The sequence below is a fragment of the Curvibacter sp. Hmag1.1 genome (assembly GCF_059769165.1).
The window spans coordinates 1,560,049-1,586,853 of sequence record NZ_JBMBGX010000002.1 but is presented as its reverse complement, the minus strand read 5'-3'; the positions used below and the strand labels follow the sequence as shown (position 1 = coordinate 1,586,853).

Here is a 26,805-nt window from a genome sequence, read left to right as displayed (position 1 = left end):
GGTACCGATGCGTTTTGCTCAGGTTCTTTAGGTAGCCATTTGTGGGATCTGTGCTTGTCGCGGGATTATTCGGGCTCGCGAAACGCAATTCCGCGTTTGGTGAACCGATAGATTTCACCATCGCAAACCTGGGATGCCAACATGCCTGAAAACTTTAAGTCCGATGACTCTCTGCATCATGAGAACTCATCAAGGGTGGTAGTTCCAGGCGACTTTCCGACTGATGTTTATCCCTCTGCGCTTGCCGGCTCCCAAACCAAGTTTTCAGCGCGTGTTATCGACGGTAAGTATGTGGTCGGGCTTACACCAGCGGAACGGTCTCAACACTATCTGCAATGCTTGGATCTACTCAATCAACTTACCGAGTACACACAACGCAAGCTGGATCAAAAGCCCGAGGCTCCGCGTGCTGAAATCTTGGATGACATTGTCAAGCGCATTCCCTTGCAGGGCTGGGCACTAAGCACTCCGGAGTTGGAGTGGATAGCGAAGCAGCTCACACAAAGTTTTGCATCAAAGTAGCCGCATGGAGAACCCAGCTTTGGTTCTAACTATCTGCTGCAAAAAAAGCACCCCGTTTTTTCCCTTCGAAGTCAGCTTTTACTCTCGATGGAGTCCCCGATGAAGATCGAAGCCGTTCGTCCACAACCCTATACCCAAAAGCTCATGTGTGATCGCTGCGGTAGATCGGCAGAACCGGACGACCAAGACTGTGAATTCCATGAGTTCACCTTCATCCAATATCGTGCCGGATACGGTTCCATCTTCGGTGACGGAAATCGGGTTGAAATTGACCTTTGCCAACACTGCGTCAAAGACACTTTAGGCACTTGGCTACGCATCACTGACCCGCATGCCGGCTATAGCCAAGAGGCGCATGGTGGTGAGTTCCCGAACGAGTCTGAACGGTCTTTTAGAGCGCGTGCAAGAGCGAATATTGCCAGGTCCATACAAAATGATGATGGCGTTCCGGCAGACCAAGTCATCGCAAGATTGGAAGAGCGCCTCGAAAAAGCAAAGAGTCAGAAGCGTCAACGCCAACTAAACGAACAATCCGGTGGACTTTCGTCATCCAAGATGTTTCGAATCGGCTCTCCTATCGTCACAAACGTACCGCTTCCGGCCTTGGATCTCGAAGCTGGTACTCGCGGCTCGGTCGTCCACGTTCATGACACCACCGGCCTGGTTGATGTGGAATTTGTGATTGGTGTTGACGGTAGTACGAGCGTCAAGACACTTGATGTCCAATATCTCGACGCGTGGAGCTTGATATGAAAATCCCTCGCCTTGAGGCCATGCGCCGCTCGCAAAGTGAATACCACCGGTCTCATCCCTGGCGATTGTCAGGTGGCGGTCTTTTTGTTCCCCACAGCTACGCTGACATGACATCAGAGAGCCTCAGCACCTGGGATGACGTGGGTTTCATTTTGAACAGACGACGTGTGATCGTGTGGTGGCAGCATCCCAGACATGTCTATTCCGAGGCTCTGTGGGATGAAGTCTACAAAGTGGTGGGTGATGGCCCCTCTGACAATTGGTTAACCGAGGGTGGCACCAAGAACTACAAGCGGGTTGGTCGTTCCAGAAAGAAACTGGTATCCACCACACTGAGGGAGCCGTCCTCCGCGAAGCAGGCGCACTTTGCCCTTCTCAGATCAACGTTTGAACGACTGAGTGACGAAGGCATTCATCACTCCGTATCTGTCAACTGGAAACCAAAGCGAATATGGTGGGCCATGGGTGTGAACATCGTCGCCCCTTTGGAAGTTCGCAACGAAACGGACTTGGCTGAGCTCGCAAGCTTGGCCAAAAGGCTCATCAAGGGTCACACAGACCTCAAAACAGAGTTTCCTGATTACTCCTATGCCCGCGAAGACTGGCTCCGAGAGCGCGCTCTGCAATCAGGAAAAAACGCCCCAGGTGCTTGACCACGGATTGCGCATCCATGACATCCCCATTCATCTTGTTCCTCGACTTCGATGGAGTACTGCACCCGGACCCACCCACTAACGAAGCTCCCTTGTTCTGTCGAGCGTTCTTGCTAAACGAATGGCTAGAAGCTCACCCGCATGTGGATGTTGTGATCTCATCCACATGGAGACTCAATCGTTCTCTTTTAGAACTTCAACTGATGTTTCCGCTATGGGGTGATCGGATCGTTGGCGTCACTACGGAAATTCCACATGAGAGCTACCAAAGACAGCACGAATGTGAATCCTGGATGCGAGATAACGCCAATCCCTGGATTCCATGGCTTGCTCTGGACGATCGTTCATGGAACTTCCGGCCTTTTGAAAAGCGGCTCGTACTGACCGACCGAAAAACCGGACTGACTGAAACAGACCTCGTTTGCTTGACGAAGGCCATGGGCACTTAAATGACTTCTCTACTACCTATCATTTGCATTGATCCGGACTTCAAAAGACTACCGGCCCCAAGCAGCGCTCGATTGGAAAGTTTGCAGCGAAACGGACATCCGCCCTCCGTAGCACGCTTGGATTTGGCTTACACTTCGCCCCGAAGCGCCGATCGGCATTACCCATTTGGGCGCCCCGGTGTAGAGAGTGAAGGCCTCCCTTGTGGAGGCTTTTCGCTTTTTCGGCGGGGAACAGTGATTACTGGACATGCCTCAAGGCACTCGAGCAATGTACCTTGAAGGTTTTGCAACTGCCCAGTTCAACGGACCTCGCTTATGAAAATCCAGATCGCTTCTGATCTTCATCTTGATCTCCTACCGAGACTAGATGGAACTCCCCCAACCATCATTGAACGCACAGATGCTGATGTGGTGGTTCTTGCTGGTGACATTCACGACGGATATGAAGGTATTGAGCGCTTCCAATCGTGGACTTCACACGCCGATGTCATCTACGTGGCTGGTAACCATGAGTACTACGGTCATGTCTATCGAAGCAAACAGGCTCAGATTCGTGAGCGAGCGAAGGACTTGGGCATTCATTTCTTGGAATGCAGTTCTGTCGTTCTCAAAGGTGTGAGATTCCAGGGTGCGACACTTTGGACGGACTACCGACTCTTTGAACCAGAGTACTCACAGCCTCTAGCGATGCATGAGGCCAAGGAGAAGTTGAATGACCACCGGTTGATCCGGATGGAAAGAGGCGCCTTCTCTCCTGCTGAAGCGTTGGCGATACATGCTCAGTCACGTCAATGGCTCAAGGAAGAACTTGCGAAACCTTTTGATGGCAAGACCGTAGTCGTGACGCATCACGGTCCACATCCAAATTCAGTCCATGAGAAATATACAGACGACCTTTTGAGCGCAGCATTTGTCAGTGACTTAGGTGACCTTCTGCAGGGTGCAGACCTCTGGATTCATGGCCATGTCCACGATAGCTTCGATTACCAGATAGGCCGATGCAGAGTGATAGCGAATCCGGCGGGATATGTGTTGAATCGTCGTTCAATCAAGAATTCGGAGGAAGCCGTCTTTGAGAACTCCAAGTTTGATCGAAGCTTGGTTTTGGAGATATAGGTCCGACATATCCTTTAGGAGCCATAAGTTGCCTTAATGCTCTGCGATGTTGGTGTTCCCATCAACCAAAAGAAAAGGCGCTCGATGGTCATATCGAGCGCCTTTGTCATTGGGTAAGTTTTCTTACTTTTTCTTCTTGGCAACAGCTGCCTTGAAGGCTGCACCCGGTGTGAACTTGGGCACTGTCGTCGCAGTAATCTTCAGTGCTTCACCAGTACGTGGGTTCTTCCCAGTGCGTGCAGCACGCTTGGCAGCCTTGAAAGTGCCAAAGCCAATCAATTGCACATCTTCTTTTTTTGCCACTTTGGCAGTGATGATCTCAATCAAAGCATCCAGAGTTCGTCCGGCAGCAGCTTTGGACAGTTCAGACTTTGCAGCCAATGCTTCGATCAATTCGCCTTTGTTCATGGGGTTCTACTCCTTGGTGTGTCGTTACTTTTTGGAGATCAGCTTCAGAGCACCTGATGCGTTCTCTTCCAAGTAGGCATTTTCTATCAGCTTGTTGAATGACGCCGTCACAGAACCCAGAGGGAGACCAGCTGCAACCCCAACTTGCGATCTCTTGATCTCCGTGAACTTCTTTGCGTTCAGCAATGGTTTCAAGTGAGTCCAGAGTTTTTGGGTGTTGGGGCTGAGTGCAGACTTGGTCGCTACTTTGCGAGCTTGAGCTGGTTTCGGGGTTGCCTTTACTTTCTTGGGCTTCTTGGCAACGACGTCTGTGGCGCGAGAGTTAAAACAAGTCAAACAAATAGCCGTTACGGGCCAAGAGCAGCCAGAGGGCTTCTGGGCCGAAAGCAGACGCTGAATCCCCCGAATGGGGGATAGTCTAGGGCTGATGGAGTTGGCAGAATCGACCCAATCAGACATCCGGTATCTATCAAGAAGTATGGCAACAACGCCTTTTTATACCCAGCGATCGGCACGCCTATATGTCGCACTCGGAGTCGTCCTCAGCGTATCTGGGCTGCTTGTGCTATTGCTTCGGACCGACATCGATTTTCTAATCTTAGGTCGCCCGTCGGAGTTTCCTTCTCGGACGACTTTGCTTTTGGGCCTAGGCCTATTGGGCTACGGCGCTGCATTCTTAATGCTGCAGTACCTTCGCGGGGGACTATTTTCTACGCGCGAAAAGGCCAACTTAGAAGGTCTCCCCCTACCACTGGGTGTTGCGGGTGTGGCTGCACTAGAGCAAAAGATCGGCTCACTTGCTGAAGAAGTAGCCTCCCTCAAGACTGCTCAACTTGATGCTCTGGGTGGTAGTCGTCAAGAACTCATAGAGACTCTTCGGCCCACCGTGCACGGTGGGGTAGCTGACGAACTGGAAGCAAGGTTTCGGCAGAAACTGTCGCAGTCAGCGCGTGACCAAGAAATTCGAGAATCATTCGCCACAGCGGAGCATCGCCTAAGAGCTGAACTTGGGGCCCTTGGTCGTCGCAGCAATCTGAATCTTGTCATAGGGGTTCTGACGACCTCTATGGCGGTTGGACTCCTCACATATATGGTGTTGGGTGCAGCCGTGAATTTTGACAGCCTGACATCCCTCCTGTCGCACTACATACCGAGGCTTGGCTTAGTCCTTTTCATCGAGATTTTTTCATTCTTTTTTCTGCGCCTTTACAAGGCCACGCTTGCTGAAATGCGCCTGTACCAGACTGACCTCAGTACGCTGACAATTCAGCATGTCGCAGTGGTAGCTAGCCTATCGACGGGTGACCACTCTGGTGCTGCAGCACTATCTAAGGAATTGTTGGCATGTAAACCTGCGGTAGCCGAGCCGCCTAGCCTCAAAGGAAATGAAGTAGACCCGAAGGCACTCGCAGAGCTCGTTCAAGCGCTGGCAAAAATTCTCCCCGCGAAAGCAAAGAATGACTAACCCTTCGCTGCACTTAACGGCCTAAGGCTGGCTTCGCCAGCCTACGCCCATGAGTAAATTCCAACGTTGAGCGTCTGCTCTCTCGTGGCTTGACTGACTGCTTTGGGTCGATTTCTGCTTTACTCACGCGCGCCGGTCCAATGGAATACGCGTACCGCAGGACAAGATTTTCGCCACGGACTCTTGCCCCCACCCAATTGAAGTAATTCCGTGCCGCAGTTTTCAAAAGCGTGCCATGTCAAAAACTGCATTTAGAAGAATCTGCGTCAGATCCGCCAGCTTGAGCAGACTACTGCCCCGTTCGCGGGCGAAACGAAGAATAATTCGCTGTTGGGCTTGTGAAGCATATGCGTGCCGCCCAATTTTGGAAGTAATTGCGTGCCAAAGCGGCACGGTTATGAGTGCAGGTACCCCCGTAGCTGTGCCACGTGGAGCAGTTCAAGACCAGCGATGGGAAGGTGCTGCTCGATAGTCAGGTGCAGAACCTAGTGGATGCCATGGCGGCGTTTACTCCGCCGGCCGCAGGGCAGGCCATGCTTACAGGTAGTGCAGCGACTAGGCTTACGCTGGTAATTCCTGCCAACTGGCAGTAAAAGATAGGGGGAGTGTTGCCCGAGTGGCAGCACTCCCTCATTTGCCAAACTCGAGGAGAAATCCAATGATGTACATTCGCAACAATGAATCCTCGCAAATCGCAATGGAGGTGGTCTTATGAATCTTCCCGCTCGCATTCTTGACCTGCACACACATTTGTTCAATGCGAGGTATGTGCCGCTGGCAAGCGTCATTGCAAATGCCATGGGCAAGGACGAAAGCCACCTTGCGAATCAGGTCGCGCGCTTGCTTGAGGCGCTAACTGGCTCCTCCTATCCGGAACAGATTTCACTGGTGGAACAGCAGTTCCAGGATGAAGATGCACATGACGAATACCGTCTGGAGCAGTTCTGGAGCATCACTGAGCACGAACTACTAGCTGCGACAGGGTCGCTGGACGGAATGAGCAAGGGCGCGAGTGCCTTGCACGGGGAGTCGCTGGCCGCACCCGTATTCGGATTGCTGCGCTCATCCAATCTGATGGACATTATCGAGTCGCTCTCGAAGATTGATTACGCGGCAGAGGGTTGGGCAGGTGCGCTACCGTCCGCGTACGCAACAGTTGCATCATATAAAAGTCTGGAAGCATCTCTGTTGTTCGGAGACTTTCTTGCCTGGGCCAAGAGTGTGGTCAAAAAGGCATTGCGGGTGGTCACTGCGCTCATGGACCCGAAAGCCTGGGGCGAGGTGGAGAACTATCTCGAGTTTTTTCTTACGATGCTGAAGTCAGAAGAGACAATGCTAGCGAAAGTTCTTGCCGGATATGGCAACGATCTCCCCCCACTGCAGATCTCGCACTACATGATGGATATGCAGATGGCATATGCGTTGCATAAGCCACCGTACTATTCCTTTCACCCGGTCCAGGTGGACCGCATGCAGACACTGCAGCGTTCCAATCCCTCTCGCGTCTTCGGATTTTCAGCATTTGATCCTCGACGTGACGATTGGCGTCTGCGTGCTGAAGAGTCGCTGGCCAAGGGGTTCCTGGGATTTAAGTTCTATCCAGCGATGGGATACAAACCTACAGGCAATGATCCCGATATCCAAGCCAGAGTCGATGCTTTCTTTGACTTCTGCGTTGAAAGAGACGCAGCCATCTTTGTGCACTGCACTCCGCAGGGTTTCCAGACGCGTCTGAAACAGGGGGCGTACGCCCATCCGAAGCATTGGCGCGACGTGCTGGGCAACACTCGCTGGAGCAAGTTGCGATTGTGTCTTGGACATGCCGGTGGGGGGCGTATGGAAAACGGGAGTTTGAAGTCGCCTGGTTGGATGGCAGACTCCGACAAAGAGTGGGCCGATACTGACAACTTCGCCCGCATCGTCACCGAGCTGTGTACTACACATCCGAACGTGTACTGCGAAATCGGTTACATCACTGCACTGTTCGAAAACGACAAGCGCGAAATCTTCGTCGCAAACATAGAACGCGCGAGGCGCGCGGCCGTGGAAGGCAATCTACCCTACGACCTCTTGGACAAGATGGCCTATGGTTCAGATTGGCACATGCCAGACATGGTGGACAACACGCGCAAGTACTTGGATGTATTCCTTGAGATCATGAATCGGGATACGTACAAAGGCTATCTCGACCAATTCTTTTGGAAGAACGCTTATCGCTTCCTCAAGCTACCGTCATAGTAGCAAGGGTATTCGAGCGGAATACCCAAAGCTCTGGACTGCGCAATGAGTCCTCGGGACTCAGATCTTGGAAGGGGGGTGCTGATCATCGCTAATGGTCTGACTTGGCGAGACAACGATGATGTGGCTGGATATACAGGCGGAGCATCTCTTAGTTCAGGGAGTTCGAGAATAGGCCAAGGCCACCACTGTATTGGCACTCCGGAAAGTACCACGCCCGACTGGGTGAGCCCGATATTCCGGTAAGGCTCCCCAAATGCTCTTGGGACCCAACGGGCGAAATATAGCCTAACTCCGCATCGGGTAGTGCTACTTTTGCTATCGAAATCTCAAAAACTCATTGATTTCATTGAGAGTTTTTCTTAACGCCAAAGATGACATGGCTCGCACGGGAACCCTTGGTCGGTCCAGCGCTACTCAGGCAAAACGATGGGAATCGTTTGACAGGGCAACATCAATGGTTTGCTGGTCCACAAAATTGGAGGCGACCCATCTGGTAGAACGGACCCAAACGAAATTGAACACTCTGCCCATGTGCATCACATCGCGAATTACTACGCTGCCCAGGACTGATATTCCCTTCTGGCACTGATCAACAAAGGTGCTAATCAGAAAGTACGGCGTAATCAGTACGGTCAATAGCACTAACAGGCCAGAGTTGTACACGGCGAAGTCCGTCAAAGCATTTCCGGCTCGACGACGTACATCAGCAACGTATTCTTGTTGCTCTTTTGTGCCCGCCTTGAAGTTCGCGTCGATGCGCGCAACCAAGTGTTCGCGCAATCCGGATTGCGCTTGCCTAGACAGCTCCACACGCAATGCCACGACTTGCCAGACAGAGTAATTCTCGGTGTAGCGTAGGTAGGCGTTGATCATTGAACGCAGGTTTCCGTAGAGCGCCGTGTCAATGGACCATCCTCGCTCAAGGTGCACGCGGCGCACTTCATCACGCAAGTCGAATAACTTGTCTCTGGTATGGTCCAGCAGTGTTTTCTTCACAACGAAGTGCCAGGTTCCCATGATGAGCAGGATGTTGATTCCCAAAAAGAGCATTGTCATCACTTCCTCCGTTTCACTTAGGCGTGTGCCCGTTTTCGTCCAAACCGCTTGTAGACCGATGAGGGTCGCCTGATTCAATCTGCTTGCGCAATTCACTGTTCACTTTGTAGGCGCGCTTTTTTCCTTTGCGTTCATACAGCCAAGCGCCTCCACCCATCACGGCACCTACCCAACCCAGAATGGAGTTGAGGTGCATGCTTTCAACCACTTTTGATAGTGCATGTATAGCATCGGGGTTAGCCTGAACAATTGATATCAGCCCATCCATGATCAAGTGGATGGCCCAAACCCAACCACCTACCGTAGCGACTTTTGCGAAGGTATCCATGATGCGATGGAACCGTTCAGCGTCAAGTCGTAGCTTCTCAAGTTCGAACTCATTCTTATTCATTTTCTCGCATGCAGGTCAGCTGCGTGGCTACCTGCTCTCCCTTGGTGCGCCCCTGTCAAATTAAGTTCAGCGCTGTGAAGGGGCGGCAGTCAATACAAGCTATCTTTTTCATAGCAGCAACTCCACGGCTTGAGACCCATAGATGCAATTATCATACCCTGTTGTGGCCATGCTTTGTAACCTCGGGAAAGCCCTTACAGCAGAAGGTAAATCAGGCTAAATGGGTGTGGATGTATCCATTTTTTTACTGGCGGTCGAGCAATGTCCTCAGCGCCAGCGCGTCGTGATGGATACGAGAGCCCAAACTCTTACCTTAGCCTGCAATTAGGATCCAAAAGATAGCATATCTGTGCCATCCATCAGGAACTAGAGCGAGCCTCTCATGTTCTGTTTCCTTGTAGCGACAATAAACCGAAACATTTGCAACACTTGTTGCGCTTTAAGCTGTTGCGGTTTATGCTTGGGGACATCTACAATCTAGAAAGATTACGCGACATGCCCAAATGCAAGCCTGACCCCGCCCTGCAAGATCGGGTACATCGCTTCATGAGAGAGAATCGACTTACTGCGAGTGGGGCAGCCTCTGAGCTAGGTGTCGACCGTACCACGTTCTGGCGATTCTGTGAGTCCGGCAGAGCTCGCGGCGACACGAGGGCTTTGTACAGCGAAGCGCTTGAAAAACGCAACAGAATTGGTCAAAAAACTGTTGCATATGATGCGGTTAAAGCGGATGCCCCTATGACTCGCACCCGGGCCTCCTCGCAAGGAGGGTTGGCAGGCCATGAGTTGAAGCTGATAAGAAATGCCTGCGAAGGAGTTCTCGTGCTGCTTGATGCCTACGAGGCTCAAGCGTTAGGCAGAGACATTTAAAGGTATTTGATGCGGCAATTAACGCACAAGGGAAAGGGAGCAAAATATGACCGTGGCTAAAAGTGACCGAGATCGGCAGGCGCTGCAGCAGACGATGAAGGCAATCATTGCCGAGTCGAAGCGCACCTCTGCAAAGGCATCTTCCCAAGCATCTTTGCCTGGGCTGGAGGCGCCTTCACGCTCCCGCGCCCGCCCCCAGTCCAATGACTCCGAACTTCCTGAGCGCGTTGCCGAACTGGTCCATTCCATTCCAGCGAAGCGTCGCCTGGCGGATCTCGTTCTCGCTCCAGAGGTAGTCGACGCCATCGAGGAATTCGTTGATGAGTTCTCTCAAGCGGCGCTACTTCGGTCTCATTCGCTTGAGCCACGCCACACGGTCTTACTTCTGGGGCCTCCGGGCAACGGCAAGACAAGCCTTGCCGAAGCGCTGGCGACCGAGCTGTCGCTTCCACTTTTGTCTGTGCGTTACGACGCCATCGTCGATAGCTTCCTGGGTGAAACGTCAAACCGCCTGCGCCGGTTAATCGAGTTCGCGACGTTCAATCCCTGTGTACTGTTCTTCGACGAGTTCGAGGCAGTGGGCAAGGAACGCAGCGATACACAGGAAACCGGTGAGATCAAACGCGTGGTCTCAACGCTGCTTGTGCAAATGGATCAATTGCCAAGTCATACGCTGGTCGTCTGTGCGACCAACCACCCCGAGCTCCTCGACCGAGCGGTGTGGCGCCGATTCGAAATGAAGCTAGAAATTGACAAACCAGGGCCTCAGCAGTTGAAAGACTGGTTCAAGAAGTTTGAGCAAACTCTTCAAGGCCCATCGGGCATCACACCCGAACAATTCGCCGAATACATGAAGGGCGAAAGCATGGCAACAGTCGAAGCGTTCACATTGGACGTCCGACGGAAAGTGGTGTTGTCACGGGGCAAGATTAGCCCAGCGGAAGCCATTCGTTTAGTTGTAACAAGAAGTAGTATCCTTGCACCCATAAAAAATAGCAGGGAGCGAGAGGGTGCCGACAAACTATCCGATAGTCCGTCTAAAGCGCGCGCCAGAGGCACGCGAAAGAATTAAGGGCCGCAAGGCCCGCTTTCCAAAAAAGATCCCGTACGACCGTCAGGCGCAACGCCTGGGTGAGGTTTTCTCCAAGGCTGAGCGTAGCCTCGCGTCGTACGCTAGCGACGTTTCCGTTGCTGCAGATCCGCGGGCCGTTGTGCCCGATCGCTGCTTGGTGTTTGAGTTGCTCGGCGACGTGCCCGAGTTCAACCTCGCCGCCCAAGCCCTAGGTCTTGACTGGCTGGCGAACGAGGCGACGACGGACGATGCAGAGGAGGCCGAGTTCGACGAAGATGTCGACGCGGACGCACCAGAACGGCAGCCGGCGCAGCGTCTGTACCTGACGATGCCCACCGAGCAGGCGTTGAAGCGGCTCCTGGCGCAGTGGAAACGCTACACGAGCGGTGCAGCGCCTAATACCGAGCAGAAAGGGCTGTGGAAGCTCTTCGACTACCTGCACAACTTGCGCGTCTGGTCTGTCGAAGACCGCCTTGATCCTACCCTGACCGACTACGTCGCCAAGATGCTGGCAGATGATCCGGACGAGGACGTCATTGTCGAACTCGACCTCTGGTACCGCAATGATGATGACCGCCGCGACGAGTCCCTGGACACCTTGAATGAGATGCTGGACGAGGTGGGCGGCGAACTGCTGGACCAAGTCGACATCCCGGAGATCCGATACCAGGGCGTCTTCATCCAGATTCCGGGGGAAGTTGCCGAGCAACTGGTGCAAGGCAACGGCAGGATCGCTCGGTTCCATGACGTGATGACAATCCGTCCGCAGTCGGCATATGAGTCGCCGATCGAGGGGGACGCCGTCGGCGTGGTGACAGAGCTGGAAGAACCTCAATTGCATGGCGACTGCATCGCAGCGCTGCTGGATGGCTACCCCATTGATCAGCACGAGCTGCTTGCTGGTCGCCTGAAGATCACCGAGGTAGACGTAAGTGGCGCACAAGCGCCCGCCCTCACCCGCCAGCATGGCACAGCCATGGCGTCGTTGATCGTGCACGGCGACCTGAACTCGCCAGACACCATGCCGCTCAATCGGCCGTTGGCCGTTTTGCCGGTGTTGGTGTCTCCCGGCGGTACGCGCAAGGAAGTCACCCCCAAGGGCAAGCTGCCCATCGGAGTGATCTACCGGGCCTTGAAGACGATCACGTCAGCGAGTCGGAGCATAAATCCCGAACTCCGGCGCGTTATCGTTATCAACCACTCCATTTGCGACGTCTACGCACCATTTGTGCGGCGCTCTTCACCCTGGGCGACGCTGCTGGATTACTTCAGCCACGCGCACAACTTGCTTTTCGTGGTGAGTGCCGGGAACATTTTCACACCGTTCCCGGTCGGTGTGTACGCCAACATCGCGGCATACCAAGCCGAAGATGAGGATGTGCGCGAAGCGGCAGTGATGGCCGCGATCGAGATGTCCAAGGCGACCCGGACTATCCTCAGCCCCGCCGAATCGATCAACTCACTCACCATTGGTGCGGCGCATGCCGATCACGCCGACCCTGATCCCACGGCGCCGCCGGACCCGTACCCGAATTTCGCCATGAGCAACCTTGCGTCTGCATTGGGCCTGGGCGTGAACCGAAGCGTCAAACCTGACTTCCTGGAGAATGGAGGAAGATTCGCTGCCGGCTTGACCAATGTGCGCGGTGGCACGCTTGAGGTCCATGCGCGCGCCAGCGCACACTATGGACAGCAGGTCGCAACCCCGTCGCCCACTGGCCGGTTGAATCGGCGCATGCTCACGTCCGGCACCAGCAACGCGGCCGCGCTGACGACCCGCGCGGCTCACTTCATCGCCGATGCGCTGGACGAACTGTATGAGAACGACGATGAGAAGTGGCACGCACTGAAGACACGTGCGGTGATGCTGAAGACGCTGCTCGCTCATGGTACCTCATGGGGCGCCATAGGCAATACCCTTGACGACGCCTACCCGCCGCGAGACCGCAGCAAGTGGTCACCGCGCCGGAACACGATCACCCAGTTTCTAGGTTACGGACAGCTCGATATCTCGCGCGTGGTGAGCGGCGATTCCAATCGCATCACGCTGCTCGCGCAGGACCTTATCCATGCGGAGCAGCGCCACGAGTACATCGTGCCAGTCCCTGCATCGATGCTCAACAACCGGGAAGTCCGTACTGTCACGATCACACTTTCGTGGACTAGCCCAATGACCCACACGACGGCAGATCACCGGGCAGTCGTCCTCCAACTCGTTGGCACCAAGAAAAACACCAGCAGTTTCTGGGATGGCGTCGCTCGGAGCAAAAACCAAGCTCAACCTAACGCGTCGACGGCAGATCGCGGCACGTTGATCCACACGGTTCAGGAAGGCAAGAAGAAAATGCTTGATGAAAAAGGGCGAATGGTCATTTGTGTACAGGCAATCTCAAAGCAGGGGTTCGAACGGCATGACGTGCCCTACGCCCTGGCCATCACGCTGGAGCTCGGCCAACAAACCCGCAGCCAGCTCTACACGGAGGTCGAGCAACGCGTCCGCGGTCGTACACGCACTCGCGCCAGCACCTAACCCGCTGCAACAAAAGGAAAAACATGCCCACGTTCGACAAAAATGAGTCACTAGGCTCGCGGCACCACGGAGCAATCGCCGCATACCTGCAGTTGATCGGCGACAAGGATGAGGTGCGCTACTTCGTCCCTGATGCCGGTGGGCAGGCAGCTAGCATTTGGAGTCGCCCGTATGCCTGTACGGGAATGGTCCTCGGGTTCATTCCGCCAGGATCTACTGCGAAGCAGATCACGAGCATCTCCAAGGTTCAGGCTGATCGAACACTTGTCGGTCAGCGGATCAAAATCACCCTCGACAAGTTCTTCATCGCCAAGTACCCAGGACTGGGCAAGCATTCAGTTTTGTGCGAATTCTCTGGCAAGAACCAGGTGCCGGGTGAGAGTGAGGAACTTTCGTTCGCGTTGCGGTTCGAGGCTCAGGACAACTCGGGCCCCGCTATCACTGGCGCGCCCATCTTCATGGGCCTTACGGTCGCAGAAGATGGAATCTCCTTCAAGGGCAAGACGGTAAACGTCAGGAACTCAGGGGACGACATGGTGATGGCCATCCTGGACACCCCGGCATTCAAGAGTGGGCTGACGCTGCTGCACACCGCCCAACCGGCTTTGAAGCCCCTGACAAGTTTGGCTACAACGACCGTCAGCGCGATCGCGAAACGCAACGAGAACGCCCAGATCCATACTTTTGAGCTTGGACTCGATTTCGACGGCAGCGCCACGTCGGCGCGCCTAGCCTACGGCTCCTACATCGTGGTACAGACTGATGACGGTAGCAACTGGGACTGGCGCGATTACGAGTGGAATGCAAATGGCATGGCGCTCCATCCCACAGGTAACCCCAACGAAACCCCACACTTTAACTACATGGTGTTCGCGGTTTCACCGTTCTCGCTTGCAGTCACTGCGCTTTGATTGGTGCATCGTTCCTGCAGTGGCAAAAATCAGTTTTCGTAAAGTTGCCAGAAGAAGTGACAACTGATTGGATTCTAAAGATCCGTCGGGCGACTACATTGATCGCCTAGGCGAAGACTTCAGACTCGTTTGTAGATGTTATAGAAGTAGATCGACAGTGCTTTTCTGGTCTTCGCATTGCATACGCGAGCAAGACAACTGAATTGAATATTTAGATTATGGACTTCATCCGCTTCCGTAGACAGATTTCGACTTCCAGTTCGAAGTTGTTCGAAGTCCATCGGGCTCAGCTGGTCGAGGTGGCTGTGCCTGCGTACCCGATTGTAGAAACCTTCGATGTAGTCAAACACGTCTGACCTCGCATCTTCACGGGTTGCATAGATGCGCCGCTTAATCCGTTCCTTCTTCAGACTGCTGAAGAAGGATTCGGCAACAGCATTGTCCCAACAGTTCCCCCGACGACTCATACTGGGCACCAGTCGGTTGTCTTTGCACCAGCGGTTGAAGTAGTCGCTGCCAAATTGACTTCCCTGATCTGAATGGATCACCGCAGGTGTCTTAGGTCGTCTGCGCCAGACTGCCATCATCAGTGCATCGAGCACGAGATCGGTAGCCATACTTGAACCCATGGCGCAGCCAACCACTCGGCGTGAATACAGATCGAGCACCACCTTCAAATACAGCCATCCTTCCTAAGTTCGGATGTAGGTGATATCGGTCACCCAGACTTGGTCCGGCTGAGCTACTGTGAACTCCCGCTGCAAGCGATTGGGCGCAGTTGTCCCAGGCGTTCCCATCTGGTAGCGGGGCCGCTTGTAGCCACGTACCGCGCGCAATTGGGCTTGCTGCATCAAGCGCGCCACCCGTTTCTCTCCACATCGAATGCCATCTTCACGCAGGTCGCGATGTACGCGGGGACTGCCGTAGATACCTTGGCTTTCCTCTAAGAACCGCTTGATGCTGATAAGCATGGCTTCATCCGTCAACGCGCGATCCGATTTCGGTTTGGCCTTCCAAGCGTAGTACCCACTGCGCTGAATGCGCAGCACTCGACACATGCTGCTCAGGCGAAACTGTCCATGGTGTTGGGCCACGAATGCGTACTTCACCCGGACAGCTTGGCAAAGTACGTTGCGGCCTTTTTTAGGATGTCACGCTCCTCATTGGCTCTCTTTAGATCCGCCTTCAGGCGCGACATCTCGGCTCTGAGTTGGGCCATATACCCGCCAGTGCTACCTTGTTGCTCTTGGGCTTGGCGCACCCACAGGTAGAGGCTTTTGTCGGACATGCCCATGCGTTTGGCCACATCAACTACACCGTGACCACGCTCGGTCACTTGCTTGGCCGCTTCAGCCTTGAATTCGGCTGGGTATCTCAATCTCTTAATGAATCGTTCTCCCTTTCAATTTCGACCTTAACAGGTGTCTATTGAAGCGGGGGAAGTCCAATACCGAATCGTCAGCCAATCGTTCAGCTAGATGGTCGTTTCTAAAACTGGCTTTTCAAGCCAACGTAACAGATATGCTTCCACCTGCGGCACAGTAATAATTCCTGCGTTAGTGGTAACTCGAAACTGACCTACTTTTTCAGTAATCCAAAAATCGGCCAAGCACCTCTACAAGCGCCGTTCTTTCGGAAGACCCGCGAGTAATGAAGTCCAGCGCAGCGGATTGAATCAATGAACTCAGCGTTGACCGTTGTGCAATTCCACTTTTTGAAAAATACAAATGGGCAGGCTTGCCCTCAATGACTGCCAGATAGGCTAATCTTTGATTGGCGCCACTTATTTGCAGGACGCAGACTCTCCGGGGTCTGACTTGGCCATCCCTCTTTATCATTAGGCGCTTGTCGATTGGACGCTGATCTTCCTGCAATGCATGGATCGGGATGCACCATCCATCAGATGGACTTTCAGTTATGGATTTGAAACTAATGCCAGAGTTCGATGCAAGTTGCTTGAGTGTGTTTTGCAAGAACTTCGGTGCATTGTTGATATCAGGGGACTCGTTTCCGACCGCCACCTCCGCTGGGCGAACTTGGCGGCGGGTTCCTGTGGCGTCCGCAACACCCATCGCAGTAACTTGCGAGCTACGTGCAAATTTACTGTTGCAATTCACCATTGAAAGTGGGGGGAGCTGTAGTCTAAAGACCGCCTTACCCTCAAGGTCTGGAAACTTGGGTCGTTTACTAAATGTCAGTTGTACTGGATGCAGTGCCTGCGACGGATCTTGATTCACGAACTCTGATGGCTTTTTGGCAACTGAGCGAATGCCATTTTGGCTGGTCATGTTGCTCAGTTCTTTCTGAGTCCGATTGTTAGATAAATTGGACGAATAGCCCATCCGGTATTGGAGTGTTTGGAACGGAAACGGATGGGAACAAGACACAATAGTCTGAACAAGAAATGTTTGTTCCGCGATTTTCCCTAGAGGTAACCATTTTCCCGTAACAACCAAATTGGTTGCCCCTTGAAACGGGAAGTGGGTGTACGGATATGCCCTCTGCCTACGAGTGCTGCCCCGAAGGAGCGATGTACCAATGGTTGCGGCTGCGTGCCAAGCGTCGTTACTACGTGCAATTCGCCCGATGTCCGCAGCCGAATAGCCGGACATACCTGGCCCCAGTTGTAAAACTAAGCGTCCCGATCGGGGACGCAATGAGTCGAACAAATATAACGACTCGCGCCTAAGCGGCGGGGTAAAAAGTCGCCCGAGTAGCTTGCTTGACGATCCGAAGTAAAAGCGAATGAGCTCTGCACAGGGGATGACCAAAAGTTTAGAGCCGGGTAGTCGCGTCAGTAGGCAATATGACTGCGTATGCTGCGAGTGCCCTGCATGGGCACTGAAGGGAATTAAAAAGCCCCTGTCTTGGAATTCTGCACCCGCTTTGATGATTCGTGTGCTGTCCTGATTAATCTGCAAATTCTTGAACGCTGTCCATGTCGCTGGCGCAGTATCTACCCTTTGCCCAGCTTGCCAGACATCTCCAATTTGCAGCAAAGATAAGAGCCCAACAGGGGCATACCTCTGAATTTGGCGCTGCTTTGGAGCAGCTGATTCGTATCCTTTTTTCGTGCGAACAACCTCCGACAGAGATACCGCAATCGACGGTTGCCGATAACTATCTCGTTTGTCTGGGTAGCAAACGTCTCCAAGCCAGTCAATTCGGTAGTGTTTTTTTGTTTTGGGAAAGAAACCCAGAATGAGCCCGCTTTCATTGGAGTTTTTCATGAAAGGAGGCCTGCAAACCACGACTATGCGAATTGATTTTTCTCAGTAACTATTAATTTTTCTCAAATTCTACTGAATGTTCACAGCACTCATTGCGTGACCGGCTTGAACGTCCGCGTGGTAGCTGGAGCGCACCATGGCACCGACCGCGGCGTGCTTGAAGCCCATCTTGTAGGCCTCATCCTCGAACATCTTGAAGGTGTCGGGGTGCACATAGCGGCGCACCGGCAGGTGGCTGGTGCTTGGGGCGAGGTACTGGCCGATGGTCAGCATTTCGATGTTGTGGGCGCGCATGTCGCGCATTACTTCGAGGATTTCATCGTCGGTCTCGCCCAAGCCGACCATCAAGCCGCTCTTGGTGGGCACGTCGGGGAACAGCGCCTTGAACTTCTTGAGCAGGTTCAGTGAAAATTGGTAATCCGACCCGGGGCGCGCTTCCTTGTAGAGGCGGGGAATGGTTTCCAGGTTGTGGTTCATCACATCCGGTGGCGCGGCTTTCAGAATTTCGAGCGCGCGGTCGTCGCGGCCGCGGAAGTCAGGCACCAGCACCTCGATCTGCGTCTTGGGTGAGAGTTCGCGTGTTTTGCGGATGCACTCCACGAAGTGGCCGGCACCGCCGTCGCGCAGGTCGTCGCGGTCTACGCTGGTAATCACCACGTAATTGAGCTTGAGTTGGGCAATCGTCTTGGCCAGGTTGTCGGGCTCGTTCACATCCAGCGGGTCAGGCCGGCCGTGACCCACATCGCAGAAGGGGCAGCGGCGGGTGCACTTGTCACCCATGATCATGAAAGTGGCTGTGCCTTTGCCGAAGCATTCACCAATGTTGGGGCAGCTGGCCTCTTCGCACACGGTAACCAGCTTGTTGGCGCGCAGTGTCTCCTTGATTTCGTAGAAGCGGGTGGTCGGGCTGCCGGCTTTGACGCGGATCCAGTCCGGTTTTTTCAGCACTTCTCCTTGCTGCACCTTGACCGGGATGCGCGCCAATTTGGCCTGTGCTTTTTGCTTGGCCAATGGGTTGTAGTCCGCGGTCGATTGGGCTTCGCGCACGGTGGGGTTGGCGGTGCTGGAATCGCGGGTGGTGTCGCTTTGGCTCATGGTGTGGCGTAGGTTCAGGGAGGCAGTTGCCCCGGTGGCACCCTCAGGGTGCAAGGTAAGTGGCGAGCTTGTGGCCCAACACATCAGCGGCGTCCTGCCAGCTGACTTGGACCCCGATTGTAGAAAGATCCACCGTTTGGAGCTTGGCATAGCCGCAAGGGTTGATACGTGAGAAGGGTTCCAGGTCCATGGCCACATTCAGGGCGACGCCGTGGTACGTGCAGTTGCGGCTGACTTTGATGCCCAATGCCGAAATCTTGCCCAGCCCCGTGAAATCCGGGTCGGAGCGGGTGGCGGCGCCGTGCTGTGGGCGTTGCACCAAGGGCGCGTGTCCGGTGGGGTCGTCCAGTCGCACGTAAATGCCGGGCGCACCTGCGACGCGGTGCCCGGTCACCCCAAAATGGAACAGCGTCTTGATCACCGCCTCTTCAATGCGGTACACGTATTCTTTGACGAAATAGCCTGCGCGCTTGAGATCAATCATGGGGTAGCCCATCACCTGCCCGGGGCCGTGGTACGTCACCTGTCCGCCCCGGTTGGTTTGCACCACCGGAATGTCGCCGGGCATAAAGATGTGCTCCGGCTTGCCTGCAAGGCCCTGTGTGAAAACGGGAGGGTGCTCACAAATCCATAGCTGGTCGCGCACTTCTGACGAGGGGCCCACGCCTCTTTCGTTAGTAAAACTTTGCATGGCTTCATAGGTTGGCACATAGTCCAACCGGCCACGCTGCTGGAGGTCGATGTCCACCGCTTTACAGCACCACTTTCACCATGGGGTGCGTGCTCAGCGTGCGGTACAGCTCATCGAGCTGCTCGCGGCTGGTGGCGGTGATGGTGATGGTCACGCCGAGGTAGTTGCCGCCCTTGCTCTCGCGCAATTCGATGGTGGACGCGTCAAAGCCGGGGTCGAATTCCTTGGCGATCATGGTGATGGCATGCACCAATCCATCCACCTTATGCCCCATCACCTTGATGGGGAATTGGGAGGGGTACTCGATCAAGGATTCAGTGCGTGAGATTTCCGGAAAGTTGCCGGGTGTCGGTGGGGTGGCCATGGATGCGCCTTTCAAATGGGTGGACATGCCGTGCCTGTCACAGCACAGTCATAGAAGCCTGTAACGAAGCGCCAGGCAACCGTGTTTGCGCATTATCGTTGCCGCGGTTTTGCCTGCGTGGCGCCTGACTGCGCATCCTTACAGAGAACTGATGCTGTGGGGATTTCGCGGATTTGCTGGTGAAAGCGGGTTTCTACGTATAATCAGAGGCTGTGCATTGAACTGGGTAGCAGTCTGAGCGCGAATTTGACAATGACAAACACGCACGCAGCCCCTGTTTCCGCAGACTCTGACAACCCAGATGGGGGGTCGGATGAGGAGTTCAAGCCCCTGACGGCTGAAGAAGCCCGGCAATGGCGCCAGCGCAACCCTCCGGTATCCCCTTGGCGGGTCATCGGTATGCAGATTGCAACCGCTTTGGTGGTTGCGGCGATTGCGGGTTGGAGCTTCGGTCGTGCAGCAGGAATGTCTGCGGCATACGGAGCGTTGGCTGTGATTGTTCCTGCCATGGTGTTGGCCCGCGGATTGCGCAGGCAAGCATTGTTGAAGGACTCAGGGGCGGCCTTTTTGAGTTTTGTGGTGTGGGAGGTAGTGAAGGTGGTTTTGACGGTGGCATTGCTGCTGGCGGCTCCCAAACTGGTTCCCGCGCTGAATTGGCTGGCCCTCGTGGTTGGCTTCGTGGTGACGATGAAGGTGTACTGGGTAGCCGCGTGGCTGCAATCCAAGCACCGGCATCCCGCTGTAAACCTTTGAATTTTGGTGACATATGGCTTCTGAACACGCTGAAACCCATGCCCCATCTGCTGGTGAGTACATTCAGCACCACCTGCAGCACTTGCAGAAAAACTTTGACTTCGAAAGCGTCAAGCAAACGAGCATTGTTGACTTCAGCCTGTTCAATCTGGACTCCGTCTTTTTCTCGGTGGTCCTAGGTGTTTTGGGATGTTTCCTTTTGTGGAACGCAGCCCGCAAGGCAACTTCCGGAGTTCCCGGTCGTTTCCAGGCAGCTGTAGAAATCCTGTCCGAGATGGTGGAGAACCAGGCCAAGGGCGTGATTCACAACGCCACCAGCCGCAAGTTGATTTCTCCTTTGGCTTTGACCGTGTTTGTCTGGATTTTCCTGATGAACGCTATGGACATGTTGCCAGTCGACCTGATTCCTGCCATCTGGCACAGCGCCGGTCCTGCCATGGGCTTCAAAGACTACATGCGCGTGGTTCCTACCGCTGATTTGTCGACCACATTGGGCTTGTCCTGCTCTGTTTTGTTTGTCTGCTTGGTTTACAACATCAAGATCAAGGGTCTGGGTGGCTGGGCGCACGAACTGATTGCTGCACCTTTCGGTGATCACTGGGCTTTGTATCCCGTGAACTTCCTTATGCAGATGATCGAATACCTTGCCAAAACCGTGTCCCATGGCATGCGGTTGTTCGGCAACATGTTTGCAGGTGAATTGGTGTTCATGTTGATTGCCCTGATGGGTGGCGGCTGGGCGCTGTCGGCAACCGGTGTTGGTTTGGCCATTGGTCACATCGTCGCCGGAACCGTGTGGACACTGTTCCACATCCTCGTGATCACCTTGCAAGCCTTCATCTTTATGATGTTGACGCTGATCTATACCGGTCAAGCGCACGACGCACATTGATGTAACTTTTTCTCTGTTTCGTTTTTCTTTTTCTTTTCCACTAACTTTTAGGAGCTTCTCATGGAAAACATTCTCGGCCTCGTGGCACTGGCTTGCGGTTTGATCGTTGGTCTGGGCGCTATCGGCGCATCTATCGGTATCGCACTGATGGGTGGCAAGTTCCTCGAATCTTCTGCTCGTCAACCCGAATTGATGAACGAACTGCAAACCAAGATGTTCATCTTGGCTGGTCTGATTGACGCTGCGTTCCTGATCGGTGTTGCTATCGCTCTGCTGTTCGCATTCGCCAACCCCTTCGTTCTGAAGTAATCAACGGCCCCTTCACGTTAGAGAAGGAATCAAACCGTGAACATTAACGCTACCCTGTTCCTGCAGGCTATCGTTTTTGCGATCCTGGTGTGGTTCACGATGAAATTCGTGTGGCCCCCGATCACAAAAGCGCTGGACGAGCGGGCACAGAAGATCGCCGACGGCCTTGCTGCCGCCGACAAGGCCAAGGCGGAACTCGCCAACGCCAACAAGCGCGTGGAAGCCGAACTGGCTACATCACGCAATGAAACTGCAACCCGCTTGGCTGATGCCGAGCGCCGTGCCCAGACGATTGTCGAAGAAGCCAAGGCTCGCGCCGTGGAAGAAGGCAACCGCATCATTGCCGCTGCAAAGGCTGAAGCCGAGCAGCAGTCCGTGAAGGCCCGGGACGCTTTGCGTGAACAGGTCGCCGCTCTTGCCGTCAAAGGTGCTGAGCAGATCCTGCGCAAGGAAGTCAATGCTGGCGTGCACGCAGATCTGCTGTCCCGCCTGAAGACTGAGCTGTAAGGGAATCACATGGCTGAACTTGCCACCATCGCCAGGCCTTACGCCGAAGCTTTGTTCAAGGCTACGCAAGCGGACTTGAGCGCTGCAGCTGTGTGGCTGGACGAACTTGCTGAAGTTGCGCGCAACAGCCAACTGCAGCAATTCGCCGGCAACCCCAATAGCTCCAACACTCAAGTTTTTGACTTGGTTGCCGGAGTTATCAAGGCTGCATTGCCTGAGCAGGGAAAGAACTTCCTGCGCACTGTGATCGATAACGGACGCCTCGCAGCGTTGCCGGAAATCGCAGCCCAGTTCCGTGCACTGAAGAACGCCCAAGGCGGCTTTTCTGATGCCGTCGTGTACAGCGCCTTCCCGATCGATGCAGCTGCATTGGCGGAAGTCGCCGCTTCTCTCGAGAAGCGTTTCGGCCGCAAACTCAACCTTTCCGTTGAGTTGGACGCTGAATTGATCGGCGGGATCCGCGTGGTGGTGGGTGACGAAGTTCTTGACACATCCGTCAAGGCCCGTCTGGAACAAATGAAAGTGGCTCTTTCAGCGTAAGGCTTAGCCTTTCGCTGTCAGCCCAACCAAAGAAAGAAGGAAAGAGTCATGCAACTCAATCCCGCAGAAATTTCTGAATTGATCAAGAGCCGCATTGACGGTTTGTCCGCGAGCGCAGACATCCGCAACCAAGGTACCGTGGTTTCTGTGACCGACGGTATCTGCCGCATTCACGGTCTGTCCGACGTGATGCAGGGCGAAATGTTGGAATTCCCCGCCGGTAGCGATGGCTTGCCCACCTACGGTCTGGCTTTGAACCTGGAACGTGATTCCGTGGGTTCCGTGATTTTGGGTGAGTACGAGCACATTTCCGAAGGCGACACTGTGAAATGCACAGGTCGTATTCTGGAAGTGCCCGTGGGTCCCGAGTTGCGTGGCCGCGTGGTCAATGCGCTGGGTCAGCCTATCGACGGCAAAGGTCCTATCAACGCCAAGATGACTGACGTGATCGAAAAGGTGGCACCTGGTGTGATCGCCCGCGAATCCGTGAGCCAGCCTATGCAGACCGGCCTGAAGTCTATCGACTCCATGGTTCCCGTCGGCCGTGGTCAGCGCGAATTGATCATCGGTGACCGTCAGACCGGCAAGACTGCCGTGGCGATTGACGCGATCATCAACCAGAAGGGTCAAAACATGACCTGCGTGTACGTAGCGATCGGTCAGAAGGCTTCTTCTGTCAAGAACGTGGTGCGCGCACTGGAACAAGCCGGTGCCATGGAGTACACCATTGTGGTGGCTGCTACTGCCTCTGAGTCTGCAGCGATGCAGTACGTGTCTGCCTACTCGGGCTGCACCATGGGCGAGTACTTCCGTGACCGTGGCGAAGACGCCCTGATCGTGTACGACGACTTGTCCAAGCAAGCCGTGGCCTATCGCCAGGTTTCCTTGCTGTTGCGTCGTCCTCCAGGCCGCGAAGCTTACCCCGGCGACGTGTTCTATCTCCACAGCCGTTTGCTGGAACGCGCAGCTCGCGTGAACGCTGACTACGTGGAAGCGTTCACCAAGGGCGCCGTGAAGGGCAAGACCGGTTCTTTGACCGCATTGCCAATCATCGAAACCCAAGCAGGGGACGTGTCTGCCTTCGTTCCTACCAACGTGATTTCCATCACTGACGGTCAGATCTTCTTGGAAACCTCGTTGTTCAACGCCGGTATCCGCCCCGCTATCAACGCCGGTATCTCCGTGTCCCGCGTCGGTGGCGCAGCGCAAACCAAGCTGGTGAAGAACCTGTCCGGTGGTATCCGTACCGACTTGGCCCAGTACCGTGAACTGGCAGCGTTCGCGCAGTTCGCTTCCGATCTGGACGAAGCTACCCGCAAGCAGTTGGATCGTGGCGCACGCGTGACTGAATTGCTGAAGCAAGCCCAGTACAGCCCCCTGACCATCAGCCTGATGGGCGCTACGCTGTTTGCCGTGAACAAGGGTTTCATGGACGATATCGAAGTGAAGAAGGTGCTGGCGTTCGAACACGGCCTGCATGCTTTCCTGAAGGACAAGCACGCTGCCCTGTTGGCCAAGCTGGAAGCAGACAAGGCCATGGACAAGGATGCTGAAGCCGAGTTGAACGCCGCAATTGCTGCGTTCAAGAAGTCTTTCGCCTAATTCCGACCTGATGACCCAAGGAGCCTTGTATGGCAGCAGGTAAGGAAATACGCGGCAAGATCAAATCGGTGGAAAACACCAAGAAGATCACCAAGGCCATGGAAATGGTGGCCGCATCCAAAATGCGCAAAGCGCAGGACCGGATGCGGGCTGCCCGTCCGTATAGCGACAAGATTCGCAATATTGCTACCAACCTCGGCAAGGCCAATCCGGAATACACGCACGCATTCATGCAGACCAACGACGCAAAGACCTCCGGGTTTATCGTTGTAACCACAGACAAGGGTCTGTGCGGTGGTATGAACACCAACGTGCTGCGTTCGGTGACCGGCAAGCTGCGTGATTTGCAAGCTGCAGGCGTTTCGGCGCAAGCAGTGGCAATCGGTAACAAGGGCTTGGGTTTCTTGAACCGTGTGGGCGCCAAAGTGGTTTCGCACGCAACCCAGTTGGGCGATACGCCCCACCTCGACAAGCTGATTGGGCCTGTCAAGGTTTTGCTGGATGCGTATGTCAAGGGTGAAGTGAATGCGGTGTACCTGTGCTACACCAAGTTCATCAACACCATGAAGCAGGAACCCGTGGTTCAGCAGTTGTTGCCTCTGTCTGCTGCGCAGATGGAAGCTGAATCTCAAGCCAGTGGTTCCAACCACGCTTGGGATTACATCTACGAACCCGATGCGCAAGCGGTGATTGACGATCTGTTGACCCGTTACGTCGAGGCACTGGTGTACCAGGCCGTGGCCGAAAACATGGCGTCCGAGCAATCGGCGCGCATGGTGGCCATGAAGGCTGCGACGGACAACGCTGGAAGCGTGATTGGTGAACTGAAGCTGGTCTACAACAAGACCCGCCAGGCCGCCATTACCAAAGAGTTGTCGGAAATCGTGGCCGGTGCCGCGGCGGTGTAAACCGAACCGCACGGAAGCATCCGAGTTTTTGTTAAAGATTTAATTTTTGGAGCGAAAAATGGCTCAAGCTAACTCCCAAGTCCAGGGAAAAATTGTTCAGTGTATTGGCGCGGTGGTGGACGTTGAGTTCCCACGTGACAAGATGCCCGGCATTTATGACGCGCTGAAGATGGAAGGCTCCACCCTGACGCTGGAAGTTCAGCAGCAGCTGGGTGACGGCATCGTCCGTACCATCGCTTTGGGATCTTCCGATGGCCTGCGCCGCGGCATGATCGTGTCCAACACCGAGAAGCCCATCATGGTCCCCGTGGGCCAGGCTACTTTGGGTCGTATCATGGACGTGTTGGGTGCGCCCATCGACGAACGTGGTCCTGTGGCTTCCGAGCTGACAGCATCTATCCACCGCAAGGCACCTACTTACGATGAGCTGAGCCCATCGCAAGAGCTGCTGGAAACCGGTATCAAGGTGATTGACTTGGTATGCCCGTTCGCCAAGGGCGGTAAGGTCGGTCTGTTCGGTGGTGCCGGTGTGGGCAAGACCGTGAACATGATGGAACTGATCAACAACATCGCCAAGGCGCACAGCGGTTTGTCCGTGTTTGCCGGTGTGGGTGAGCGTACCCGTGAAGGTAACGACTTCTATCACGAGATGGCTGACTCCGGTGTTGTGAATCTGGAAGACCTGCCCAAGTCTAAAGTGGCAATGGTGTACGGCCAGATGAACGAGCCACCAGGCAACCGTTTGCGCGTTGCGTTGACCGGTTTGACCATTGCGGAATCCTTCCGTGACGAAGGCCGTGACGTGTTGTTCTTCGTGGACAACATCTACCGTTACACCTTGGCTGGTACCGAAGTGTCCGCTTTGTTGGGCCGTATGCCTTCCGCGGTGGGTTACCAGCCTACATTGGCCGAAGAAATGGGCCGTCTGCAAGAGCGTATTACCTCTACCAAAGTGGGTTCCATCACTTCCATCCAGGCCGTTTACGTGCCTGCCGATGACTTGACCGATCCGTCGCCTGCGACCACCTTCGCTCACTTGGACTCCACCGTGGTGTTGTCTCGTGACATCGCTTCCTTGGGTATTTATCCTGCTGTGGATCCTCTGGACTCCACCAGCCGCCAGCTGGACCCCAATGTGGTGGGTGAAGAGCACTACAACACTGCCCGTGCAGTGCAGGGTACTCTGCAGCGCTACAAGGAATTGCGTGACATCATCGCGATTCTGGGTATGGATGAATTGGCTCCTGAAGACAAGCTGACAGTGGCACGCGCTCGTAAGATCCAGCGTTTCCTGTCCCAGCCTTTCCACGTGGCTGAAGTGTTTACAGGTTCTCCTGGCAAGTACGTCACCTTGGCCGAAACCATCCGTGGTTTCAAGATGATTGTTGCCGGTGAATGCGATCACCTGCCAGAACAAGCGTTCTACATGGTCGGTACCATCGACGAAGCGTTCGAAAAAGCCAAGAAGGTCTAAGTC

The 26,805-nt window shown here is 54.5% G+C and carries 27 protein-coding genes and 1 pseudogene; 19 read left to right on the top strand and 9 right to left on the bottom strand.

What is annotated here, in order from left to right; all coding sequences use genetic code 11:
• Positions 1–141: 141 nt before the first annotated feature.
• From ACOAP0_RS08060 to ACOAP0_RS08040, 5 genes are all read left to right on the top strand, one after another.
• Entirely contained in the window at positions 142–522 is a 381-nt protein-coding gene (locus ACOAP0_RS08060; RefSeq protein WP_498374876.1) for a hypothetical protein, read from the top strand.
• 99 nt (positions 523–621) lie between these two features.
• Positions 622–1,275 carry a hypothetical protein gene (locus tag ACOAP0_RS08055; protein ID WP_498374877.1) on the top strand — a complete coding sequence of 218 codons (654 nt, stop codon included), beginning with the start codon at positions 622–624 and terminating at the stop codon, positions 1,273–1,275.
• A complete protein-coding gene (locus tag ACOAP0_RS08050) occupies positions 1,272–1,928 on the top strand; it encodes a hypothetical protein (RefSeq protein WP_498374878.1) in 657 nt (218 codons plus the stop codon). Before ACOAP0_RS08055 ends, ACOAP0_RS08050 begins: the two co-directional genes overlap by 4 nt.
• Positions 1,929–1,945: 17 nt before the next feature.
• Positions 1,946–2,377: an HAD domain-containing protein gene (locus ACOAP0_RS08045; protein WP_498374879.1), complete on the top strand. Its 432-nt coding sequence runs from the start codon at positions 1,946–1,948 to the stop codon at positions 2,375–2,377.
• A gap of 315 nt (positions 2,378–2,692) precedes the next feature.
• Entirely contained in the window at positions 2,693–3,493 is an 801-nt protein-coding gene (locus ACOAP0_RS08040) for a metallophosphoesterase (RefSeq protein ID WP_498374880.1), read from the top strand.
• 123 nt (positions 3,494–3,616) lie between these two features.
• Here the strand turns inward: ACOAP0_RS08040 and ACOAP0_RS08035 are convergent, their stop codons facing one another.
• Both ACOAP0_RS08035 and ACOAP0_RS08030 read right to left on the bottom strand, forming a co-directional pair.
• Positions 3,617–3,901, bottom strand: coding sequence for an HU family DNA-binding protein (locus ACOAP0_RS08035; protein WP_498374881.1), 285 nt, complete (start codon positions 3,899–3,901; stop codon positions 3,617–3,619).
• Between the two features lie 24 nt (positions 3,902–3,925).
• Entirely contained in the window at positions 3,926–4,360 is a 435-nt protein-coding gene (locus tag ACOAP0_RS08030; protein WP_498374882.1) for a hypothetical protein, read from the bottom strand.
• A gap of 307 nt (positions 4,361–4,667) precedes the next feature.
• Here ACOAP0_RS08030 and ACOAP0_RS08025 point away from each other — a divergent pair, with 307 nt between their 5' ends.
• The 3 genes from ACOAP0_RS08025 (at position 4,668) to ACOAP0_RS08015 (ending at position 7,604) form a co-directional block, all read left to right on the top strand.
• Positions 4,668–5,366 (top strand): hypothetical protein, encoded by a 699-nt coding sequence (locus tag ACOAP0_RS08025; RefSeq protein ID WP_498391367.1) that lies wholly within the window; start codon positions 4,668–4,670, stop codon positions 5,364–5,366.
• Positions 5,367–5,794: 428 nt separating this feature from the next.
• Positions 5,795–5,959, top strand: coding sequence for a hypothetical protein (locus tag ACOAP0_RS08020; RefSeq protein ID WP_498374885.1), 165 nt, complete (start codon positions 5,795–5,797; stop codon positions 5,957–5,959).
• Positions 5,960–6,077: 118 nt separating this feature from the next.
• Entirely contained in the window at positions 6,078–7,604 is a 1,527-nt protein-coding gene (locus ACOAP0_RS08015; protein WP_498374886.1) for an amidohydrolase family protein, read from the top strand.
• A 417-nt stretch (positions 7,605–8,021) separates the two neighbouring features.
• On the opposite strand, the gene ACOAP0_RS08010 is transcribed toward ACOAP0_RS08015, so the two are convergent.
• Positions 8,022–8,663: a hypothetical protein gene (locus ACOAP0_RS08010; protein ID WP_498374887.1), complete on the bottom strand. Its 642-nt coding sequence runs from the start codon at positions 8,661–8,663 to the stop codon at positions 8,022–8,024.
• A gap of 13 nt (positions 8,664–8,676) precedes the next feature.
• The gene (locus ACOAP0_RS08005) at positions 8,677–9,054 is read right to left on the bottom strand and encodes a hypothetical protein (protein ID WP_498374888.1); all 378 of its coding nucleotides are present in this window, start codon (positions 9,052–9,054) and stop codon (positions 8,677–8,679) included.
• A gap of 916 nt (positions 9,055–9,970) precedes the next feature.
• Between ACOAP0_RS08005 and ACOAP0_RS08000 the strand changes: the two genes are divergently transcribed.
• The 3 genes from ACOAP0_RS08000 to ACOAP0_RS07990 are packed head-to-tail and all read left to right on the top strand — an operon-like array spanning position 9,971 to position 14,437.
• Positions 9,971–10,996: an AAA family ATPase gene (locus ACOAP0_RS08000; RefSeq protein ID WP_498391366.1), complete on the top strand. Its 1,026-nt coding sequence runs from the start codon at positions 9,971–9,973 to the stop codon at positions 10,994–10,996.
• Complete coding sequence (locus ACOAP0_RS07995) at positions 10,935–13,526, top strand: S8 family peptidase (protein WP_498374890.1); 2,592 nt, start codon at positions 10,935–10,937, stop codon at positions 13,524–13,526. The genes ACOAP0_RS08000 and ACOAP0_RS07995 overlap by 62 nt, the downstream gene beginning before the upstream one ends.
• A gap of 23 nt (positions 13,527–13,549) precedes the next feature.
• Positions 13,550–14,437 carry a hypothetical protein gene (locus ACOAP0_RS07990; protein ID WP_498374891.1) on the top strand — a complete coding sequence of 296 codons (888 nt, stop codon included), beginning with the start codon at positions 13,550–13,552 and terminating at the stop codon, positions 14,435–14,437.
• A gap of 266 nt (positions 14,438–14,703) precedes the next feature.
• On the opposite strand, the pseudogene ACOAP0_RS07985 reads toward ACOAP0_RS07990, so the two are convergent.
• The 5 genes and pseudogenes from ACOAP0_RS07985 to ACOAP0_RS07965 all read right to left on the bottom strand — a co-directional run.
• Positions 14,704–15,824, bottom strand: a pseudogene (locus ACOAP0_RS07985) (IS3 family transposase); the annotation flags it as partial.
• A 199-nt stretch (positions 15,825–16,023) separates the two neighbouring features.
• The gene (locus ACOAP0_RS07980; RefSeq protein WP_498374892.1) at positions 16,024–17,667 is read right to left on the bottom strand and encodes a hypothetical protein; all 1,644 of its coding nucleotides are present in this window, start codon (positions 17,665–17,667) and stop codon (positions 16,024–16,026) included.
• 69 nt (positions 17,668–17,736) lie between these two features.
• Positions 17,737–18,762 carry a lipoyl synthase gene (lipA, locus tag ACOAP0_RS07975; RefSeq protein WP_498374893.1) on the bottom strand — a complete coding sequence of 342 codons (1,026 nt, stop codon included), beginning with the start codon at positions 18,760–18,762 and terminating at the stop codon, positions 17,737–17,739.
• Positions 18,763–18,805: 43 nt separating this feature from the next.
• On the bottom strand, positions 18,806–19,453 hold the full coding sequence (gene lipB, locus ACOAP0_RS07970) for a lipoyl(octanoyl) transferase LipB (protein ID WP_498374894.1): 648 nt from the start codon (positions 19,451–19,453) through the stop codon (positions 18,806–18,808).
• 61 nt (positions 19,454–19,514) lie between these two features.
• The gene (locus ACOAP0_RS07965) at positions 19,515–19,817 is read right to left on the bottom strand and encodes a YbeD family protein (RefSeq protein WP_498376078.1); all 303 of its coding nucleotides are present in this window, start codon (positions 19,815–19,817) and stop codon (positions 19,515–19,517) included.
• Positions 19,818–20,069: 252 nt separating this feature from the next.
• On the opposite strand from ACOAP0_RS07965, the gene ACOAP0_RS07960 reads away from it, so the two are divergent.
• From ACOAP0_RS07960 to atpD, 8 genes are read left to right on the top strand one after another with little or no spacing between them, the layout of a single operon-like run.
• Entirely contained in the window at positions 20,070–20,570 is a 501-nt protein-coding gene (locus ACOAP0_RS07960; protein ID WP_498374895.1) for an ATP synthase subunit I, read from the top strand.
• Between the two features lie 13 nt (positions 20,571–20,583).
• Positions 20,584–21,462 (top strand): F0F1 ATP synthase subunit A, encoded by an 879-nt coding sequence (gene atpB, locus ACOAP0_RS07955; protein ID WP_087495438.1) that lies wholly within the window; start codon positions 20,584–20,586, stop codon positions 21,460–21,462.
• Between the two features lie 60 nt (positions 21,463–21,522).
• Complete coding sequence (gene atpE, locus ACOAP0_RS07950) at positions 21,523–21,771, top strand: F0F1 ATP synthase subunit C (protein WP_019429175.1); 249 nt, start codon at positions 21,523–21,525, stop codon at positions 21,769–21,771.
• A gap of 36 nt (positions 21,772–21,807) precedes the next feature.
• Entirely contained in the window at positions 21,808–22,278 is a 471-nt protein-coding gene (locus tag ACOAP0_RS07945) for a F0F1 ATP synthase subunit B (protein WP_087495437.1), read from the top strand.
• A gap of 9 nt (positions 22,279–22,287) precedes the next feature.
• A complete protein-coding gene (locus tag ACOAP0_RS07940; protein WP_087495436.1) occupies positions 22,288–22,818 on the top strand; it encodes a F0F1 ATP synthase subunit delta in 531 nt (176 codons plus the stop codon).
• A gap of 48 nt (positions 22,819–22,866) precedes the next feature.
• The gene (atpA, locus tag ACOAP0_RS07935; RefSeq protein WP_087495435.1) at positions 22,867–24,420 is read left to right on the top strand and encodes a F0F1 ATP synthase subunit alpha; all 1,554 of its coding nucleotides are present in this window, start codon (positions 22,867–22,869) and stop codon (positions 24,418–24,420) included.
• A gap of 29 nt (positions 24,421–24,449) precedes the next feature.
• A complete protein-coding gene (gene atpG / locus ACOAP0_RS07930) occupies positions 24,450–25,328 on the top strand; it encodes a F0F1 ATP synthase subunit gamma (RefSeq protein WP_087495434.1) in 879 nt (292 codons plus the stop codon).
• Between the two features lie 58 nt (positions 25,329–25,386).
• Positions 25,387–26,802 (top strand): F0F1 ATP synthase subunit beta, encoded by a 1,416-nt coding sequence (atpD, locus tag ACOAP0_RS07925; protein ID WP_087495433.1) that lies wholly within the window; start codon positions 25,387–25,389, stop codon positions 26,800–26,802.
• Positions 26,803–26,805 lie beyond the last annotated feature (3 nt).

Bases quoted from the DNA above. Each gene is read 5' to 3' on its own strand.
- ACOAP0_RS08060 (WP_498374876.1), top strand. From the start codon at position 142: ATGCCTGAAAACTTTAAGTCCGATGACTCTCTGCATCATGAGAACTCA.
- ACOAP0_RS08055 (WP_498374877.1), top strand. From the start codon at position 622: ATGAAGATCGAAGCCGTTCGTCCACAACCCTATACCCAAAAGCTCATG.
- ACOAP0_RS08050 (WP_498374878.1), top strand. From the start codon at position 1,272: ATGAAAATCCCTCGCCTTGAGGCCATGCGCCGCTCGCAAAGTGAATAC.
- ACOAP0_RS08045 (WP_498374879.1), top strand. From the start codon at position 1,946: ATGACATCCCCATTCATCTTGTTCCTCGACTTCGATGGAGTACTGCAC.
- ACOAP0_RS08040 (WP_498374880.1), top strand. From the start codon at position 2,693: ATGAAAATCCAGATCGCTTCTGATCTTCATCTTGATCTCCTACCGAGA.
- ACOAP0_RS08035 (WP_498374881.1), bottom strand. From the start codon at position 3,901: ATGAACAAAGGCGAATTGATCGAAGCATTGGCTGCAAAGTCTGAACTG.
- ACOAP0_RS08030 (WP_498374882.1), bottom strand. From the start codon at position 4,360: ATGTCTGATTGGGTCGATTCTGCCAACTCCATCAGCCCTAGACTATCC.
- ACOAP0_RS08015 (WP_498374886.1), top strand. From the start codon at position 6,078: ATGAATCTTCCCGCTCGCATTCTTGACCTGCACACACATTTGTTCAAT.
- ACOAP0_RS08010 (WP_498374887.1), bottom strand. From the start codon at position 8,663: ATGACAATGCTCTTTTTGGGAATCAACATCCTGCTCATCATGGGAACC.
- ACOAP0_RS08005 (WP_498374888.1), bottom strand. From the start codon at position 9,054: ATGAATAAGAATGAGTTCGAACTTGAGAAGCTACGACTTGACGCTGAA.
- ACOAP0_RS08000 (WP_498391366.1), top strand. From the start codon at position 9,971: ATGACCGTGGCTAAAAGTGACCGAGATCGGCAGGCGCTGCAGCAGACG.
- ACOAP0_RS07990 (WP_498374891.1), top strand. From the start codon at position 13,550: ATGCCCACGTTCGACAAAAATGAGTCACTAGGCTCGCGGCACCACGGA.
- ACOAP0_RS07980 (WP_498374892.1), bottom strand. From the start codon at position 17,667: ATGAAAAACTCCAATGAAAGCGGGCTCATTCTGGGTTTCTTTCCCAAA.
- lipA (WP_498374893.1), bottom strand. From the start codon at position 18,762: ATGAGCCAAAGCGACACCACCCGCGATTCCAGCACCGCCAACCCCACC.
- lipB (WP_498374894.1), bottom strand. From the start codon at position 19,453: ATGCAAAGTTTTACTAACGAAAGAGGCGTGGGCCCCTCGTCAGAAGTG.
- ACOAP0_RS07965 (WP_498376078.1), bottom strand. From the start codon at position 19,817: ATGGCCACCCCACCGACACCCGGCAACTTTCCGGAAATCTCACGCACT.
- ACOAP0_RS07960 (WP_498374895.1), top strand. From the start codon at position 20,070: ATGACAAACACGCACGCAGCCCCTGTTTCCGCAGACTCTGACAACCCA.
- atpB (WP_087495438.1), top strand. From the start codon at position 20,584: ATGGCTTCTGAACACGCTGAAACCCATGCCCCATCTGCTGGTGAGTAC.
- atpE (WP_019429175.1), top strand. From the start codon at position 21,523: ATGGAAAACATTCTCGGCCTCGTGGCACTGGCTTGCGGTTTGATCGTT.
- ACOAP0_RS07940 (WP_087495436.1), top strand. From the start codon at position 22,288: ATGGCTGAACTTGCCACCATCGCCAGGCCTTACGCCGAAGCTTTGTTC.
- atpA (WP_087495435.1), top strand. From the start codon at position 22,867: ATGCAACTCAATCCCGCAGAAATTTCTGAATTGATCAAGAGCCGCATT.
- atpG (WP_087495434.1), top strand. From the start codon at position 24,450: ATGGCAGCAGGTAAGGAAATACGCGGCAAGATCAAATCGGTGGAAAAC.
- atpD (WP_087495433.1), top strand. From the start codon at position 25,387: ATGGCTCAAGCTAACTCCCAAGTCCAGGGAAAAATTGTTCAGTGTATT.